This window comes from Mycobacterium shottsii, assembly GCF_010728525.1.
In the GTDB taxonomy this organism is placed as follows: domain Bacteria; phylum Actinomycetota; class Actinomycetes; order Mycobacteriales; family Mycobacteriaceae; genus Mycobacterium; species Mycobacterium marinum.
This window is the reverse complement of sequence record NZ_AP022572.1, coordinates 2195966-2213270: the sequence shown is the minus strand read 5'-3', so window position 1 is coordinate 2213270 and position 17305 is coordinate 2195966. Positions and strand designations below refer to the sequence as shown.

7 protein-coding genes and 2 pseudogenes are annotated in these 17305 nt (G+C 68.2%); 3 read left to right on the top strand and 6 right to left on the bottom strand.

Annotated features, from left to right (window positions below; genetic code table 11):
- Window positions 1–8: 8 nt before the first annotated feature.
- From iniC to G6N41_RS10505, 5 genes and pseudogenes are all read right to left on the bottom strand, one after another.
- Window positions 9–1490 carry an isoniazid-induced dynamin-like GTPase IniC gene (gene iniC / locus G6N41_RS10520; RefSeq protein ID WP_198967304.1) on the bottom strand — a complete coding sequence of 494 codons (1482 nt, stop codon included), beginning with the start codon at window positions 1488–1490 and terminating at the stop codon, window positions 9–11.
- Entirely contained in the window at window positions 1487–3340 is a 1854-nt protein-coding gene (locus tag G6N41_RS10515; protein WP_198967303.1) for a dynamin-like GTPase family protein, read from the bottom strand. Before G6N41_RS10515 ends, iniC begins: the two co-directional genes overlap by 4 nt.
- An 802-nt stretch (window positions 3341–4142) precedes the next feature.
- A pseudogene (locus G6N41_RS30290) lies at window positions 4143–4643 on the bottom strand (IniB N-terminal domain-containing protein); the annotation flags it as partial.
- Window positions 4644–6251: 1608 nt separating this feature from the next.
- Window positions 6252–6338: pseudogene (locus G6N41_RS30285) on the bottom strand (hypothetical protein); the annotation flags it as partial.
- 280 nt (window positions 6339–6618) lie between these two features.
- On the bottom strand, window positions 6619–7158 hold the full coding sequence (locus tag G6N41_RS10505; RefSeq protein WP_198967302.1) for an Rv0340 family IniB-related protein: 540 nt from the start codon (window positions 7156–7158) through the stop codon (window positions 6619–6621).
- A gap of 203 nt (window positions 7159–7361) precedes the next feature.
- Between G6N41_RS10505 and iniR the strand changes: the two genes are divergently transcribed.
- The 3 genes from iniR to G6N41_RS10490 all read left to right on the top strand — a co-directional run bounded on the left by iniR (window position 7362) and on the right by G6N41_RS10490 (window position 14204).
- On the top strand, window positions 7362–9815 hold the full coding sequence (gene iniR, locus G6N41_RS10500) for an isoniazid response ATPase/transcriptional regulator IniR (RefSeq protein ID WP_198967301.1): 2454 nt from the start codon (window positions 7362–7364) through the stop codon (window positions 9813–9815).
- Between the two features lie 129 nt (window positions 9816–9944).
- Window positions 9945–12884 (top strand): heterodisulfide reductase-related iron-sulfur binding cluster, encoded by a 2940-nt coding sequence (locus G6N41_RS10495; protein WP_198967300.1) that lies wholly within the window; start codon window positions 9945–9947, stop codon window positions 12882–12884.
- Window positions 12885–12932: 48 nt separating this feature from the next.
- Entirely contained in the window at window positions 12933–14204 is a 1272-nt protein-coding gene (locus G6N41_RS10490) for a pyridoxal phosphate-dependent aminotransferase (protein WP_198967299.1), read from the top strand.
- Window positions 14205–14301: 97 nt separating this feature from the next.
- Here G6N41_RS10490 and G6N41_RS29755 read toward each other — a convergent pair whose 3' ends face one another.
- Window positions 14302–17112, bottom strand: a complete 2811-nt coding sequence (locus G6N41_RS29755; RefSeq protein WP_407663805.1) for a PE family protein — start codon at window positions 17110–17112, stop codon at window positions 14302–14304.
- Window positions 17113–17305 lie beyond the last annotated feature (193 nt).

The following is a 17305-nucleotide window of genomic DNA, read 5'->3' as shown; positions in this document are numbered from 1 at the left end:
CTAGCCGGTCAGCGGCGTGCGGCGAACTCCGCCACCATCGCCTCGGCGCTGCGCACCGCGGCGCGGCAGGCTCTGGTGGTGAAAGGGTCGTTGAGCGGATGATCCGCACGTCGGCGCCAGCGCCGCGCCGCGGCGAAAGCGGCCCGTGGACCGTCGTGCCGGTGCTGCGGATCCAACCCCAACCGGGCGGCGGGACTGGTGCCTGAGCCGCCAATGATGCGCCGCAGCGAGACGAGTTCTTCGTCATTCAATATCGTTGCCTGCGAGGGCAACAGGCTCAGAACACGCAGTTCCTCAAAGGCGTGTGTGTCGGCCAGCAGTGGATCGATATCGGCGATCACGTACGGCGTCGCCATGACCGGGTGCGCCTGCACGAACCGGCGCAGCGAGACCAGCGCCGTATGTGCCTTGAGCATGTCTGAGCGCTGCGCGAACTGCTGATCGATCACCTCCCGCAGGGCCACCAGCCCACTGCGTTCGAGCAGTTCGGCGGCCAGCCCAGCCGAATCCGCGATCCCCGCCGCCAGGCCAGCGATCGAGATACGGATTCCGAACATGCCAAACCGCTCCAGCAGCTGCGCGCGGGTGCCCGCGTCCACCGGCAACGGACTATCCGGCCGGACAAAGCGATCCACGCTGAGCAGTGCCTTGTTGAGTTCGGTGCTGTCGGCGCCGGCCAGCTTCTTCAGCGCGGCGAATTCACTCTGGCGCAGCGTGCGTGCGGTGAGCGCGAGCAGTCCGGATACCGGCACCACGGCCTGACAGATGCCCGTCTGACTCAGCTCGGCGGTGAATCGCTTCGCCACGTCTTGGGCCGAGGACATGGCATCGATCCGGCCCGCACCGATCTCATCGGCCCGCGACGCGACCCCGATGATGCCCAGCGCTCCCGCCGAGTCCCCCACCAAGCCGCCAATCTGTTTGAGCAGCGCGATATCCGCGGCGTTGAGGGTTCGCAGCAGGAAGACCACGGCATCCACCCTGGGCACCCCGTCCGCGGGCACCAATAGCCGCAACGTGCGTTCGGAGGTATCCCGGTTCAACGACGATGTTCCGGGAGTGTCGATGATCGTGGTGTTGACGAGTTCTTCTGCTGGCCATTCGACGTCCAAATCCGCGATCTCGGCCGGGTTAAGCCGGCGCAGATCGAAGCTGAGGCCATCCCGGTGGGTGATGGGCACGTTGACGCGGCGCCCGCCACGGTGGTTGGCCGTCACCCTGGGAGTCGGGCCGTGCCGGAACCCGGTGACGATACGGGTGGCCTCGGTGGCGTCGGTCGGCGCGATATCGTCGCCGACCAACGCGTTGACGAGCGTGGATTTGCCCGCCTTGAGGGTGCCGGCCAGGGCGATGCGGATCGGTTCGCTCAGCCGGGCACCAATGCGGTCGAGTTCATAGAAAACGTCCGCGCGCTGGCGGTAGGCCGGCTCACCACGGTAGGCCTGAATGGTTCCGCCCAGAATTGCGCGGACCCGATCGCTGGTGCTCACGCTCGTCCTAGGTTCGCCCGGGGGCTCACGCCAGGGCCCAATTTCAGCAGGTTGTCGGTGACCTGGCCGAGGATGTTGCGCTGTCGCTCGAGTTCGCGAACCCTGTTGTCGCGCTTGGCTTCTTCCAAGTGCGAGGCGGTGACCGTGGCCTGCAGCGATTCGTTCAACGACCGAGTGATCTCGTTCTCGATTTCGCGGTAGTGGTCACGCAGGGTCCGCTGGATCATCTTGAGACGGTCGCGCGATTCCTTGCCAACCACGAACGAGACATCGTCGACGAAGCGCCGCACGTTGGTCTTGGCCTCAGCACGCGCGCGCAGCAGCCGATTTTCACGGTCTTCCTTGTAGGCCATCCGGCCGAGTATCAACCCGGCCCCCAATGACACGGGATTGAACAGACCCAGCCCAGCCACCGAGGACAACATGCCGATCATCACGACGCCGCCGTAGGAACCCCGCAAGCCGGTCACCACTTTCTGGGCCTTGCCGGCCGGCTTGGCTTCCAGTTGGGCGGGGGCCTTGAGCTGACCGAACTCGGCACCCATGGCCCGCTTGCTCAGTTCCGGGGACAGCACCGAGTCCAGACCGGCGACGGCGAAAGACCTGGCAACGTCGTCGGCCAATGCCTCGCCGCGCTGATATGCCCAGACGACGTTGTCGCCGACGGCGGTGGCGATCGCGTTCTCCACGTCGGTGCCGATCTCCGCCCAGTGCAGGGTCGGATCGCAGGAATCTATCTGGCGCTCAGCGTCTTCGGTAACGGCACGGAACCGGGCCCGCAGATCATGATCCACATCGGTACTCAGGTCGGTGAATCCGTCGTTGAGCACCTGCTGCCACAGTGCGGTCTGCTGCAAGGCATCGTTGGCTTCGCGCTTGCGGCGCTCCAGGTCGCCCGCCAACCTGTCGCGCAGTGCGGGATCGTTGATGACCGCTAGCTCGGAGTCCACGGAGATCGTTAATTGCTCTGCAGCCAAACGCATTTCGCGCAGCACCTCATCGCGCACCCGGTCGGTTTCACGGGAGAGCACCTTTTCGCTGAGGAATTTGACGATCGCCGGGAAGTTGGATTCCTCGTTGAGTTCCTTGTCGTTGAGCGTGACCGCATGACTGCGCAATAGCGACGAGACGGGAATGATCGGCATTGGCACCCGAGCGCGCTGCAGGTGCGCGGCATTGGTGTTGACGATCTCGCGCCAGTGCGGATAGAGGTCGGTCTTGGTCGCAACCACCACCCCGGCCGGACAGAGCTGATGCGCCTTTCGCAGAAACCACACCTCCGGTTCGGTGAATTCTTGGCTGGCGTCACTGACCATCAACATGGCGTCAGCGTCTGGCAACAGCCCCAGAGTCGCAGACAGATGGGGCTGCCCGTGGCCGCCGACGCCAGGGGTATCGATGAAAGCCAACCCGCCTTGCAGCAGCGGGCTGGGTGCGCCGATCTCGACCCGCAGGACTTCGCGGCCGCCCGCCTGCGGCGCCCGGCGCAAGTCGGTGTTGATGTCGTCGACTGGGACGTCGATCGAGGTGGTTTCGCCGTTGGGCCCGGCGGCCACGATGATCCGGGCCGATGGCTGCGGGCTGTAACTGACCACCGTGACCACCACGGTGGCCTCGTCATCTCCCACTCGCGCCACGGGCAGGTTGAGCAGAGCGTTGAGCAGTTGGCTCTTGCCCTGTTTGAGCTGCCCAGCGATCACCACGCGGATCTGTGGATCGGTGATCCGCTGGCGAGCACGGCGCAAGCGCCCCACCAGGTCATTGCGCTCGTTGAGTTCTGCGATCGCGATGGTGTGGTCGATGAGTTCGACAATCACGCCGACCCGACGCGGGTCATCGGGTTGGGTCACCGCATTGCCCCACTTTCTCGGTCGCTGTGTATTTCAGATCACGGTATGCGCATAAACCGGCGGGGACCACGAAGGTCCCCGCCGGTTTCGCGATTACGGCTCAGAACCCGTGCGGGTCAACCGGACCGTGTGACGGCGGATCGACATGCACCGGCGGTGTGTGGGTCACCGGAGGCTCGTGACCGAACACCGAGGGGCTCGGCGGCTCGTGATGCGCCGGCTGTTCGGCCGGCACGTGCGGTTGCGGCGTCACCACCGGCGCGTGCTCAACCGGCGGAGTGTGCGCCGGCGTCGGCGTCGCGACGTGCGGCGCGGGCGCATTGATCACCGGCGGGTTCGCGCCACCGTGGCCGGCACCGGCGCCCGGGCTCTAGATGACGGGACCGTTGCCCGACGGTGGGCTCACCTGACCGCCGGCCCCGGCTCCGGCACCCCCGCCGCCCTGGATGACGGGCCCTTGACCGGTAGGGATGGTCGGCCCGTGCTCTACCGGCGGGATCCCGCCGGTGACGCCGCCGTTGCCCCCGAGGGTGGTGCCTTCCTGGCCAAGGATGTCTCCGTGGCCCATCGATCCACCCGAGGTGCTCCCGCCACCGAGGCCGGCCTGGCCGCCAGCGGTGCTCCCGCCGCCGACGCCTACCTGGCCGCCAGCGTGTGTGCCACCGCCAACTCCGGCGCCCATTCCGGCTCCCGGGCTACCCGCCGTGCCACCCAGCTCCGTTCCCGCGCCGCCCGCCGCGCTGCCGCCCAGCCCGGCCTGGCCGCCAATGTGGGTACCGCCACCAAATCCGCCAGCCGCCTCGGCGCCTGCACCGCCCGCGGCGCTGCCGCCAAGTCCCACACCAGCGCCGCCGGCGGCGCTGCCGCCCAGCCCGGCGGCCATTCCGCCGCCTGCACCGGAATGGGCCCCTATGCCCGTACCACCGGCTGCCCCCAGGGCGGCGGGCTGCGGATTGGGATGCCCGCCCAAGGTGGTGCTGTCACCACTCAGGATGCTGCCCCGGCTGCCAGCCCCGAGGCCCAAGCCCGCACCGCCGGCTGCACCGGCCTGACCGCCAACTCCCACACCGCCCAACGGGCCTGAAACATGTGGGTTGGCAGCACCATTGAGCGCGGCGCCTTCGCTGGCAATCAATCCGGCTTGACCGGTGGCTCCCAGCGATGCGTTGCCACCGATGCCGGTCAGGCCGCTGACGTTGCCGACGCCGGCAAGCCCGCCACCGACCGCGGCACCCGCTTGACCGCCCAGCGCCGCCTGGCCACCAATACCCAGACCGGCTTGGCTAGCGATACCTGCCGAACCACCGGCAGCAAGACCGGCCTGGCTGGCGATACCGGCCTGGCTAGCGATGCCCGCTTGACCGGCAAGACCGGCCTGACTGGCTATGCCCGCCTGACCAGCAAGACCGGCTTGACCAGCAAGTCCGGCCTGACTGGCGATACCCGCTTGACCGGCAAGACCCGCCTGACTGGCGATACCCGCCTGACCAGCAAGACCGGCCTGACCAGCAATGCCGCCACCTGCCTGGCCAGCGATGCCGCCGCCCGCTTGGCCCGCGATGCCACCGCCTACCTGGCCACCGGCGCCAACCTGGCCATTGCCAACGACGCGGCTTCCAAAGCCCGCACCTGCGCCAACCGCACCGCCGGCGCTACCGCCGATCGCACCACCAGCACTACCGCCAGCCTGACCACCCACGCCAGCCCCACCACCGAAGCCACCGCCAATCGCACCACCAGCACTACCGCCAGCCTGACCACCCACGCCAGCCCCACCACCGAAGCCACCACCGATCGCACCACCAGCACTACCGCCGACCGCACCACCGGCCTGGCCACCAACACCGGCACCAACACCGACGCCAGCCTGACCACCCAGCTGCCCCTCAAACCCAGCCTGGCTCACAAACCCACCCCCCAAACCAAGCCCGGCCTGACCACCCACGCCAGCCCCACCACCGAAGCCACCGCCGATCGCACCACCAGCACTACCGCCGACCGCACCACCGGCCTGGCCACCAACACCGGCACCAACACCGACGCCAGCCTGACCACCCAGCTGCCCGTCAAACCCAGCCTGGCTCACAAACCCACCCCCCAAACCAAGCCCGGCCTGACCGCCGAGCGCGCCACCAACATCAAGACCAACATTGCCGCCGAGGCCAAGCCCGGCCTGACCCCCCAACCCGCCGCCGAGTCCAAGTCCGAGCCCACCACCGACAGCGGTCTGACCGCCAAGGCCCACTCCCAGACCCGTTTGCGCGCCGATCCCAAGGCCCAAACCGGCGCCAGCCTGACCGGCAAATCCCCCCTCAAAACCGGCTCCGATGCCCAGGCCGGTTTGTGCGCCCAGGCCGGTCTGGGCGCCGAACCCGAGCCCGAGACCGGCACTGGCTTGCGCACCGAACCCGGCCTGAATACCGGCCCCGAAGCCCAGGCCGACCTGGCTGGCAAGCCCAACCTGGCCGCCGAAGTCTCCGGTTGCCTGCGTGTAGGCAAGGCCCGGAACAACTCCGCCGACACCGGTCTGCCACCCGAGGCCACTCTGGTTCCACAACCCAGCTCCCAGACCGCTTGTCAGCCCGCTGGCCAGGCCTGCCCCAATGTCGGCCGCAACGACATTCGCCACCGAGGCACCGATGTCTGCACCGGCAAAGCCCGCATCAGCCGCAACGACTCCCGCGTCACTCACGACCGCGGCAGCGTCTTGAGCAACGACAGCACCCGCATCTTGAGCAACGTAGCTCGACGCGGCGCCCACCTCCGAGGCCGGCGCAAGCCCGTATTGGTCCGCCACCGCTTGCTGCAATCCCCCAATCGGGTCCCCAGCACCAAGGTTGAGAAATGCCAGCGCATTGGCCGCGGCCGACGAGATCTCCACCGGAGACACGTTGACCAGTCCGGCGTTGGTCATGGCCTGCCCGGGAGATGCGACGAACGACCGTGCCGCGTCTTCGCTGCGAAACAGGCTCAGGATGTAGTCGACAAGCGAGTTCATCTTCATTGTCCCTTCAATCGAATGTGTGTAGTTGTTCGCCGAAACGACCGGCGCTCTGCCATAAACGCTATGGATTTGGCCCTTCCTCGAAATCGGGGCCAGATCCCCCAGACCAACGAGTACCCACCGGGATCAACCGGGTCACCCCATTAGGGGATTAGGGGAAATCGAGCACCCTCAACGCACATGCGGGAACCGCCTCAAAAACCAGCATTTCTGCACGTCACATTCCAATGAAGGGCCGCCAGAGGCGGCCAGCTAGATCACTAGCGAACGGAGTTCACCCGTGGATACCGAAGCCGTGGTGATCGGGCTCGGTGACATGCGGGTGATCGACTGGGTGATCCCAGATAGCCGGATCAGCCGCCGGCAGGACGCCGTGGTCAAAGGTCGGGTCGGGCGTCTCGGCACCCGTGAACAGCACTGGTGGCTGATGGGGTTCGAACCCTACGGGATGCGGATCGGCGGTTACCTCACCGGAGGCGACGGGTGTTGGTTCGTTGATCACACCGCCCGACGGTTGGTGCTGTGGGACGACCGCCCCGGCAACCTGCGGTGAGAACGAGTCCAGCGCGGCCGCCGCCGCACCGCTCGCCCAAACGTTGCCGTGATCGGCAGGTTGTGCACCGGCAATCGCCCCGCTCGGGCTGTCCATGGACAGTGAATCCGACACCATCGGGATCAGATTGTTGACGTCGGCGCTGGTCACGTCCGTAAGGTGGGCATCGGCGATAGCCTGCGCGGGGTTGGCCGCATACCGTGCGGCCGCCGCGGGGTCACGCACCAGCGCGATGACGAAATCGAGCAACGAGTTAGCCATCTCGCGCCTCCAAATCGCACATTTTCCGCGTCGGGGACGATGCTATCCGGTGATGCCACCAATGTGTTCGGTGTCCAACCCGCGTATCCCACGACCCCATTAGGGGGTGGCGCGTTAGGGGATTTTGGGGTTCCGGGGTAAGAAACAGTATGGCCAGAAATCCGCTGCCACCCGCAGATCATGCACGGGGAGAGCGAGATGGGGTGTCCAAAGGCCACGCTTCACGCGACGACACGTCGGCGCCCCCTAACTCGGCCGCGGTTCCCGCTCCCGCACGCGGGCTGATCGATGAACTCGCAAGCGGCGGCGCAACCCCGGTGAAGGCGTTGATCGGCGGCGGCATCGGGACCGGCAAGACAACCGTGCTGGGCACCGTCCGCGACGCCCTGCGCCGCGCCGGGGTTACCGTCCGTACCCATCCCACCGGGGACTGCGAACCCTCCGAGGTGGCGCTCGTGGTCGACGACGCCCACCTACTCGCCGAGGACGAACTACTGCTCCTGGCCGAGTGGGTCGCAGATCCCCAGGCCACCGTGGTGGTGGGCACACAGCTTTATCAGCAACACCACGCGCTGCGTGCGCTCGCGACGACCATCGAACGCGAACGACCTCAGATATCGCTGGGTCCGTTGCCGCTCGCCGACCAACTTCGGGATAGCACCACGGGTATGCCGTTCTTGGTCGAGGCGGTATCCCGCGAGACCGACTCCCCGGTCCCGGCGGCCAGGTTTGCCCTCATCGAGCGGTTGCGCCGACTCGACGAACCCACCCTGGATGCGCTGCTCATCATGTCGTTGACCCAGCAATCGGGAGCCACTGACGTGGCCGCCGCACTTGATGTGTCCACCTCGGACGCGCGTCAGCTCGTCGATCGTGTGCACGCCAGCGGACTGGTCGAGCCGTCACATCCGCCCGCCTTCCTGCGGCTGGTACATGAGGCGGTCGTACACATCGTCGGCAACACACACCACCATGAGGTCGAGACATCCCTGCTGCGATCACAACTCGACATCTCGCCGATGTCGCAAGATCTCGCGCTGCGACTGGCCGAGCACGGGCTGCACGGTGAGCGATTGGCGACCGCCCTCGCCGGATACGCCTCGGCCGCGCGCGGTGACCCCGCGCAGACGGCGCGGCTCTACCGGGCGGCCGTCAGTGCCGGCGCAACAGAACTGAAATCCCAATTGGCCGATGCGCTGGCCCGAAACGGCGACTGTGCGGGCGCGGCGGCGTTGGCCGACGAGCTGCTCGGCTCCGCGGATTCCGCGCAACGCGCCGCGGCGGTGCGGATCACGGCCAGCGTGGCGACCCATGAGGGCAACACGGGTCAAGCGGCCGAGCTGTTCGGGTGGTTGGGCCCCTACCCGGATGCGGTCGTTGGTTCGTCAGCGGCGATCGTGCTCGCTGCGGTGGGCGATCTGCAGACCGCCCGCGCAGCGCTGGACGTGAAGGACACCGGCCCGCCGACCATGGCGGCGCGGGCCGCGCGCGGTCTTGCCGACGGACTGCTGCTGACCATGGGTCAGCCGTATCCGGTGGCCATGGCGAAGCTGGGGCAGGCCATCGCGGCGGACCAACCGATCACCGAGGCAATCCCCGACAGCCCGGCCGCGCTGGTGACGTTGGCCGCGATTCATGGCGGTGATCCGGTCCGCGCACGCAGCGTGATCGGGCGTGCGGTGCGCTCCGGAACCGACCAGGTGTTCCATCAGCGCCACCTGCTGCTATCCGGCTGGATCAAGATGCAAGAGGGGCAACTCCCGTCGGCCAGTGCTGATGTCGCCGCGGCTTGCTCCGGTGCACCAATGCATCGACGCGACGCACTGTGGGCCGCGGCACTTGAAACCGCGATCGCACGCCGCAGTGGCGATGCCGGTGCACTGCAAAAGCATTGGAATGCGGCCATGGAGGTGCTCGGCGAGTATTCCCTCGACCTGTTCGCATTGCTGCCGTTGGGCGAATTGTGGGTAGCGGCCGCCCGTAATCGCCAGGTGGACCAGCTTCAACACACTTTGGATCAGGCCTTTTCGCTGCTGAATTCACTTGGCAACCCGGTCTTGTGGTCAAACTCACTTCATTGGGCCGGGGTGCATGCGGGAATCCTGGCCAACTCGCCAGGTGCTGTTGCACCACACGGACAGGCGCTTGGCGCGGCCGCTGCCGGGAACGCTCTGGCGCATGCCCTGTCGGTCGCCGGACGGACGTGGCTGCGGGTGCTGGCCGACCAGGTGGATGTCGAGGAGGTCACCGTCGCCGCCCGGTCATTGTCGGGGGTGGGACTGACGTCTGACGCGACCAGGCTGGCCGGTCAAGCCGCCCTGCAGACGCCCGATGCCCGGGTCTCTGGAGCCATGTTGCAACTGGCTCGAGACCTGAAGCTGGCCAGCGGCTTTGACGATCCCACCGATGCGGAACCGGTCGCCGGTGCGGCGCCCGCACCCCGCCGGCCAGCGGCCGGATCCCCCATATCCGATCGGGAACGCGAAGTCGCCGAGCTACTGCTGTTGGGCATGCCTTACCGCGACATCGGCGCCCAGCTGTTCATCTCCGCGAAGACGGTTGAACACCACGTCGCGCGGATCCGTCGTCGCCTCGGCGCGGGCTCTCGCTCGGAGATGTTGTCGATGCTGCGGGCGATGTTGACGGCACCGGGCTGAGACAAAAATGTCCTAAAGCGAGCGAGCCTAGGTTAGGACAGCCTTTCTCGCGGCGAATTAGGCAAAGATGTCAGTATGAGCAGGTTGAGCTGCCAGTAAGCACACTGAAATGCATTGGAGAGTACTTCGGTGACCACGCAGATGCTCATCAGACTGACAGTTGGAATGGGCATGACCGCGGTCGTGGTCGTGCTCGCTTTGCGTCGGGTCTGGTGGCTGTACAAGCTGATCATGTCTGGGCAACCAGCCTCGGGACGTACCGATGACATCGGCGCCCGGATCTGGACGCAGATCGCCGAGGTGTTCGGTCAGCGGCGGCTTCTGAGATGGTCGATCCCCGGCATCGCGCACTTCTTCACCATGTGGGGCTTCTTCATCCTGCTCACGGTCTACATCGAGGCCTACGGGTTCCTGTTCGTGGAGAACTTCTCCATCCCGGTGATCGGCCACTGGGACGCGCTGGGCTTCCTGCAGGACTTCTTCGCCACCGCGGTGTTCCTGGGCATCGCTACCTTCGCCATCATCCGGATCAAGCGGAACCCGCGCGAGATCGGTAGGGCGTCGCGGTTCTATGGCTCGCACAACAGCGGTGCGTGGCTCGTTCTGTTCATGATCTTCAACGTCATCTGGACTTACGTCTTGGTCCGGGGCTCAGCGGTCAACAACGAAACGCTTCCTTACGGCAAGGGCGCATTCCTGTCCCAGCTGTTCGGGGCGATCCTGCGCCCGCTTGGTCAGCCCGCCAACGAGATCATCGAAACCACGGCGCTGTTGGCGCACATCGCGGTCATGCTCGCGTTCTTGATCATCGTGCTGCACTCCAAGCACCTGCACATCTTCTTGGCTCCGATCAACGTCACCTTCAAGCGGCTGCCCGACGGGCTGGGTCCGCTGCTGCCGGTGGAAGCCGACGGCAAGCCGGTCGACTTCGAGAACCCGCCCGACGACGCCATTTTCGGCCGCGGCAAGATCGAGGACTTCACCTGGAAGGGCATGCTCGACTTCGCGACCTGCACCGAGTGCGGGCGCTGCCAGTCGCAGTGTCCGGCCTGGAATACCGGCAAGCCGTTGTCGCCCAAGCTGGTCATCATGGACCTGCGCGACCACTGGATGGCCAAGGCGCCTTACATCCTGGGTGAGAAGACCGCGGATCCGCTCGAGGGTCTTGACCTCGAGACCGCCGCCGAAGAAGGCCACCACGTGCCCGAATCCGGCTTCGGCCGGGTGCCCGGAGACGGTCCCGAGCAGGCCGCGCGCCCGCTGGTCGGTACCGCCGAACAGGGTGGTGTCATCGATCCCGACGTGTTGTGGTCCTGCGTGAGCTGCGGCGCCTGCGTCGAACAATGCCCGGTGGACATCGAGCACATCGATCACATCGTCGATATGCGCCGCTACCAGGTGATGATGGAGTCGGAGTTCCCCTCCGAGCTGTCGGTGCTGTTCAAGAACCTGGAGAACAAGGGCAATCCGTGGGGCCAGAACGCTTCGGACCGGACCAACTGGATCGACGAAGTCGACTTCGATGTCCCGGTCTACGGCGAGGACGTGGATAGCTTCGACGGCTACGAGTACCTGTTTTGGGTGGGTTGCGCCGGCGCCTACGACGACAAGGCCAAGAAGACCACCAAGGCCGTCGCCGAGTTGCTCGCCACCGCGGGTGTGAAGTTCATGGTGCTGGGCGCCGGGGAGACCTGCAACGGTGACTCCGCCCGCCGGTCCGGCAACGAGTTCCTGTTCCAGCAGCTGGCCCAGCAAGCCATCGAGACCCTAGACGGCGTCTTCGAAGGCGTGGAGACCGTCGACCGCAAGGTCGTCGTCACCTGCCCGCACTGCTTCAACACCCTGGGCAAGGAATACCGGCAGCTGGGCAGCAACTACAGCGTGCTGCACCACACCCAGCTGCTCAACCGGCTGATCCGCGACAAGAAGTTGGTCCCGGTCACCCCGGTTTCCCAAGATGTCACCTATCACGACCCGTGCTACCTGGGTCGGCACAACAAGGTCTACGAGGCGCCGCGTGAGCTGATCGGCGCCGCCGGGGCCAACCTTGCCGAGATGCCACGCCACGCCGAGCGCAGCTTCTGCTGTGGCGCCGGCGGGGCCCGCATGTGGATGGAAGAACACATCGGCAAGCGGATCAACCACGAACGCGTCGACGAGGCGCTGGCCACCAACGCTTCCACCATCGCCACCGCGTGCCCGTTCTGCCGGGTGATGGTGACCGACGGTGTCAACGACCGGCAGGAAGAAGCGGGCCGTTCCGGTGTCGAGGTACTCGACGTGGCCCAGGTGCTGCTCGGCTCGCTCGACCGCGAAAAGGCAACGCTGCCGGAGAAAGGCACGGCCGCAAAGGAAGCCGAAAAGCGGGCGAAAGCTGCGCCTAAGGCCGCCGCCCCGGCCGCGCCCGCCCCGGCGCCAGCCGAGGCACCCGCGAAAGCTGCGGAGGCCCCGGCCGCCGCCACAGCGGCCAGCCCGGCCGCACCGGCCAAGGGGCTGGGCATGGCGGGTGGCGCGAAACGACCGGACGCCAAGAAGGCGGCTCCGGCGCCAGCAGCCGAAACCGCGGCAGCTGAGGCCCCGGCCGCACCGGCCAAGGGCCTTGGTATGGCCGCGGGCGCCAAGAAACCCGGCGCCAAGAAGGCGGCCGCGCCCACCGGCGAAACCAAGCCGGCCGAGGCGGCCGCACCGGTCAAGGGGTTGGGTATGGCCTCGGGCGCGAAGCGACCTGGGGCCAAGAAGGCAGCGCCACCAGCTGCTGCGGCACCGGAAGCGGCCGCGACGGCACCGGCTCCCGAGGCCGCGGCCGCGCCCGCGGAACCTGCCGCACCCGCCGCCCCGGTCAAAGGCCTGGGAATCGCCACCGGCGCCAAGCGTCCGGGGGCGAAGAAGGCACCCGCGCAGGCGGAAGCGCCCGCCGCGGCGGCCCCCGCCCAGCCGGAGCCCGAGGCAACACCGGAACCCGAGCCGGCCAGCAAGCAGGATGGGGAACCGACTCCAGCTGCGGCGCCGGCCGCCCCGGTCAAGGGTCTGGGCATGGCACGGGGCGCGCGTCCGCCGGGCAAGCGCTGACCGTGGCTTGACACCTGTCAGCAAATATCAGTAGACAGCGATGAGACCATGGTTGACGTGACCACTCACCAGCTGCCCTGGCACGCCTCCAGCAACCAGCGCCAGCGTTCCTTCGCGCAGTCGTCCAAGCTTCAGGACGTCCTGTACGAAATCCGCGGTCCGGTGCACCAGCAGGCCGCGCGGCTGGAGACCGAAGGGCATCGGATCCTCAAGCTCAACATCGGCAACCCCGCGCCGTTTGGCTTCGAGGCGCCGGACGTGATCATGCGCGACATGATCCAGGCGCTGCCCTATGCGCAGGGGTACTCCGACTCGCAAGGGATCCTGCCGGCCCGACGTGCCGTGGTCACCCGCTACGAGCTCGTCGACGACTTTCCCCGATTCGACGTCGACGATGTCTACCTGGGCAACGGTGTCTCCGAGCTGATCACCATGACGCTGCAGGCCTTGCTCGACAACGGCGATCAGGTGCTGATTCCCGCACCCGACTATCCCCTGTGGACGGCGTCGACCTCGTTGGCCGGCGGCACTCCGGTGCATTACCTATGCGACGAGACACAGGACTGGCAGCCCGACATCGCCGATCTGGAGTCCAAGATCACCGAGCGCACCAAGGCGCTGGTGATCATCAACCCCAACAACCCCACCGGCGCGGTCTATAGCCACGAAATCCTCACCCAGATGGTGGAGCTGGCCCGCAAGCATGAACTGTTGCTGCTCGCCGACGAGATCTACGACAAGATCCTCTACGACGACGCCAAGCACATCAGCGTGGCCACGCTCGCCCCGGACATGCTGTGCCTGACCTTCAATGGCCTGTCCAAGGCCTACCGCGTTGCCGGATACCGGGCGGGCTGGCTGGCGATCACCGGTCCCAAGGAGCACGCCAGCAGCTTCATCGAGGGAATCAGCCTGTTGGCCAACATGCGCTTGTGCCCGAACGTCCCGGCCCAGCATGCGATCCAGGTCGCCCTGGGCGGCCACCAAAGCATCGATGATCTGGTGCTCCCCGGCGGTCGTCTGCTCGAACAGCGTGACGTCGCCTGGTCCAAGCTCAACGGAATTCCCGGGGTGTCCTGCGTCAAGCCCAAGGGTGCGCTGTATGCGTTTCCCCGGCTGGACCCGGAGGTCTACGACATCGCCGACGACGAACAACTCGTGCTCGATCTCCTGCTGTCCGAGAAGATCCTGGTCACCCAGGGGACCGGGTTCAATTGGCCGGAGCCGGATCACCTGCGCCTGGTGACCTTGCCGTGGTCGCGTGATCTGGCAGCGGCCATCGAGCGCCTGGGCAACTTCCTGGTCAGCTACCGGCAGTAGCACCGAATCCGGAGTTGCGGCACCCCCCCGCTCGTCGTCGATTCGGCCCATCCGCCGGTGTCGACCCCGTCTTGCACCGCCGGTGGCGCACTGCCGGCTATACGACGGTGCCGTCCGCGCCGTTCGGGCCGAGCTTACCCCCGGGTCCGGGGTCACCGCCTTTGCCACCGACGCCGGGGATGGGACTGCCCACGGGCGCGTGGGCATTACCGCCAACCCCGCCGGTGCCGCCGGTGGCGAAGGTTGCCGTACCGTCGCCCCCGCGACCACCATTGCCGGCACTAGCGGTTCCGGTTCCCGTGGTCGAGGCATAACCGCCGGCGCCGCCGTTTCCGCCGTTGGAACCGTTGGCTGTGCCACCGTCGCCGCCGTTCCCGCCGACGCCGCCGGTGGCCGTGGCAGTTGAGGCGCCATTAAGGGTGTATGCGGCACCGCCGGCACCGCCGCTCCCCCCGACGCCGGTGGCGGCGAGCACTGAGGCGCTGCTGTCGATTTCCGTGAATCCACCGGCACCGCCGGCACCGCCATCGGTGGCGCCATCGCCGCCGTGACCGCCGGCACCGCCCTGCGGGATAACCGTGGAGGCGCCGTTGTTGATGTCCGCGCCGCCACCCGAACCGCCGATCCCACCGACTCCGGTGCTGCCGGTGCCACCATCACCGCCAACGCCGGCGATGATCTTTCCGGTCCCGAAGGTGAAGGCAAAACCGCCCGACCCCCCGTTTCCGCCGTCGGTACCGTCGCCACCGGCACCGCCGCTGCTGCTGGTGGCAGTGGCGGTCGAGGCGCTGTTGAGGACGCTTGCAGCGCCGCCGGACCCGCCGGACCCGCCGGCTCCGGTAGTGCCGTCGGTGCCGGCCGCGCCGTCGGCTCCGGTGGCGTTTCCGGTTCCGTAGTTGTACGCAGCACCGCCCGAGCCGCCGTTGCCGCCGACGACACCGGTGCCGCCCTTCCCGGCGGCGCCACCGAAGGCGTCGCCGGCTCCGTAGTTGATAGCGGTGCCGCCGGAACCGCCACCCCCACCGTGGCCGGTACCGCCGTTGCCGCCGTCCCCTCCTGTGCCGCCGGTGGCGGTGGCCCTGGAGCCAGCGCCATCGATAGTGGTCCTGCCGCCATCCCCACCGGCGCCGCCGTCCGTGGCGCCGTCCCCACCGTGGCCACCGGCGCCGCCGACAAAGGAAACCGTAGAAGCGTCGTTATTGACTTCGACGTTCCCGCCGTCACCGCCGGAACCGCCGCTGCCGGTGCTGCCAGTGCCGCCATCGCCGCCGGTGCCGCCGGTGACGCCGGTGACGTTTCCAGTCCCCCTAGTCGACGCAGCACCGCCCACACCGGCGTTGCCGCCATCGTTCCCGTCGCCACCGGCACCCCCGGCACCGCCCGTGGCAGTAGCGGCCGAGGCGCCATTGAGGATCTGCGCGGCGCCGCCCCCACCCCCGGCACCGCCAGTGCCCCCGGTACCCCTGCTACCGGCGCCGCCATCGCCACCCGCGCCACCGGTGGCGTTTGCGGTTCCGTAGCTAATTGCGTTGCCGCCGCCGCCACCGGCCCCGCCGTTGGTGCCGACGCCGCGATCGCCGCCCCGACCGCCGCTGCTGCCCATCGCACCACTGTCACCGCCGGTGCCGCCATTGCCGCCGTTCCCGCCGCCGGGTGCGGAGTTACCACCGGCCCCGCCAGCACCACCGTTGCCGTAGAAGCCGCCCGCGCCACCGTGCCCGCCGTCGCCACCGTTGCCGATGGCGGGGCCGGCAGGACCATCGGCGGCATAGCCGGCCCCGCCGGCACCGCCATTTCCTCCGTTGCCGGCGATGATGGTGCCGGCGGCACCGCTGGCACCGGCGACCGCACCCGCGCCACCGGCCGCGCCGCCGTTGCCGCCACCGCCGACCGCGCCGGGGTCACCACCGGTGCCGCCCATGCCCCCGGAGGTGGCCGCGTCGGGGCCGACCCCACCGGTACCACCGTTGCCGGGCGCCCCCGGGTTTCCGCCGGCGCCACCGGCCCCGCCGTTGCCGTTCGCGCCGGCCGCGCCAAACAAGGCCGACCCATGCCCGCCGGCCCCGCCCGCGCCCCCGTTACCGCCAGCGCCCCCGCCACCGCTGTCGCCGCCGTCGCCTCCGGTGGCCGCAAGCACTCCGGCGGCGGTGGCGTCCCAGCCTGCGCCGCCAGCCCCGCCGGTCCCACCGGCCCCGCCAGCGCCGCCGTTGCCGCCGGCCCCGCCGTTGCCGGCATTGCCCCCGTCACCACCGACACCACCAACACCGCCCGCCGAAGTCGAGGTCCCCGCGGTACCGGCGGCGCCCACGGCGCCGTCCGCGCCGGCCCCACCCATGCCCCCTGCCCCGCCGTTGCCGAACAGCACCGCGTTGCCACCGGTTCCGCCGACTCCACCGCTCACACCTGCGCCGCCGACTCCACCGGCCCCGCAGGCCCCGCCGTTGCCCAACAACCAGCCGCCGCTGCCGCCCATCCCGCCGGCCCCGCTGCCGGCCCCACCCATACCCCCAGCACCCCCGGTGCCGATCAGGCCGGCCGCTCCCCCGGCCCCGCCGGCCTGGCCAGCCGCGCCGGATCCGCCGTTGCCGCCGTTGCCCCACAAGAGCCCCCCGGCACCACCGGCGGCTCCGGTTCCCGCCAGTCCATCGGTGCCATTGCCGATCAACGGACGCCCCAACAACGCGTTGGTGGGTGCGTTGATCACCGCCAGCACCTGCTGCTCCGCGGCCTGCAACGGTGAAGCATTGGCCGCTTCGGCGGCCGCGTAGGCGCCGCCCGCTCCGGTCAAGGCCCGCAGAAACTGGTCGTGAAACGCCGCCGCCTGGGCACTGATCGCCTGGTAAGCCTGGCCATGGCCGGAAAACAACGCCGCAATCGCGACCGACACCTCATCATCGGCAGCGGCCATCACCCCGGTCGTCGCCCCCACGGCCGCGGCGTTGGCCGCGCCGACCGATCAGCCGATGCCCGCCACATCGGCGGCCGCCGATGCCAGCATGTCCAGTATTGCCACCACATACGACATCGCAAGTCTCCCAACCGATTAGCCGTCGACTACTGGTGAATCGCGCTCGGAATCAGCAGAGGGTAACCCCGGCAAA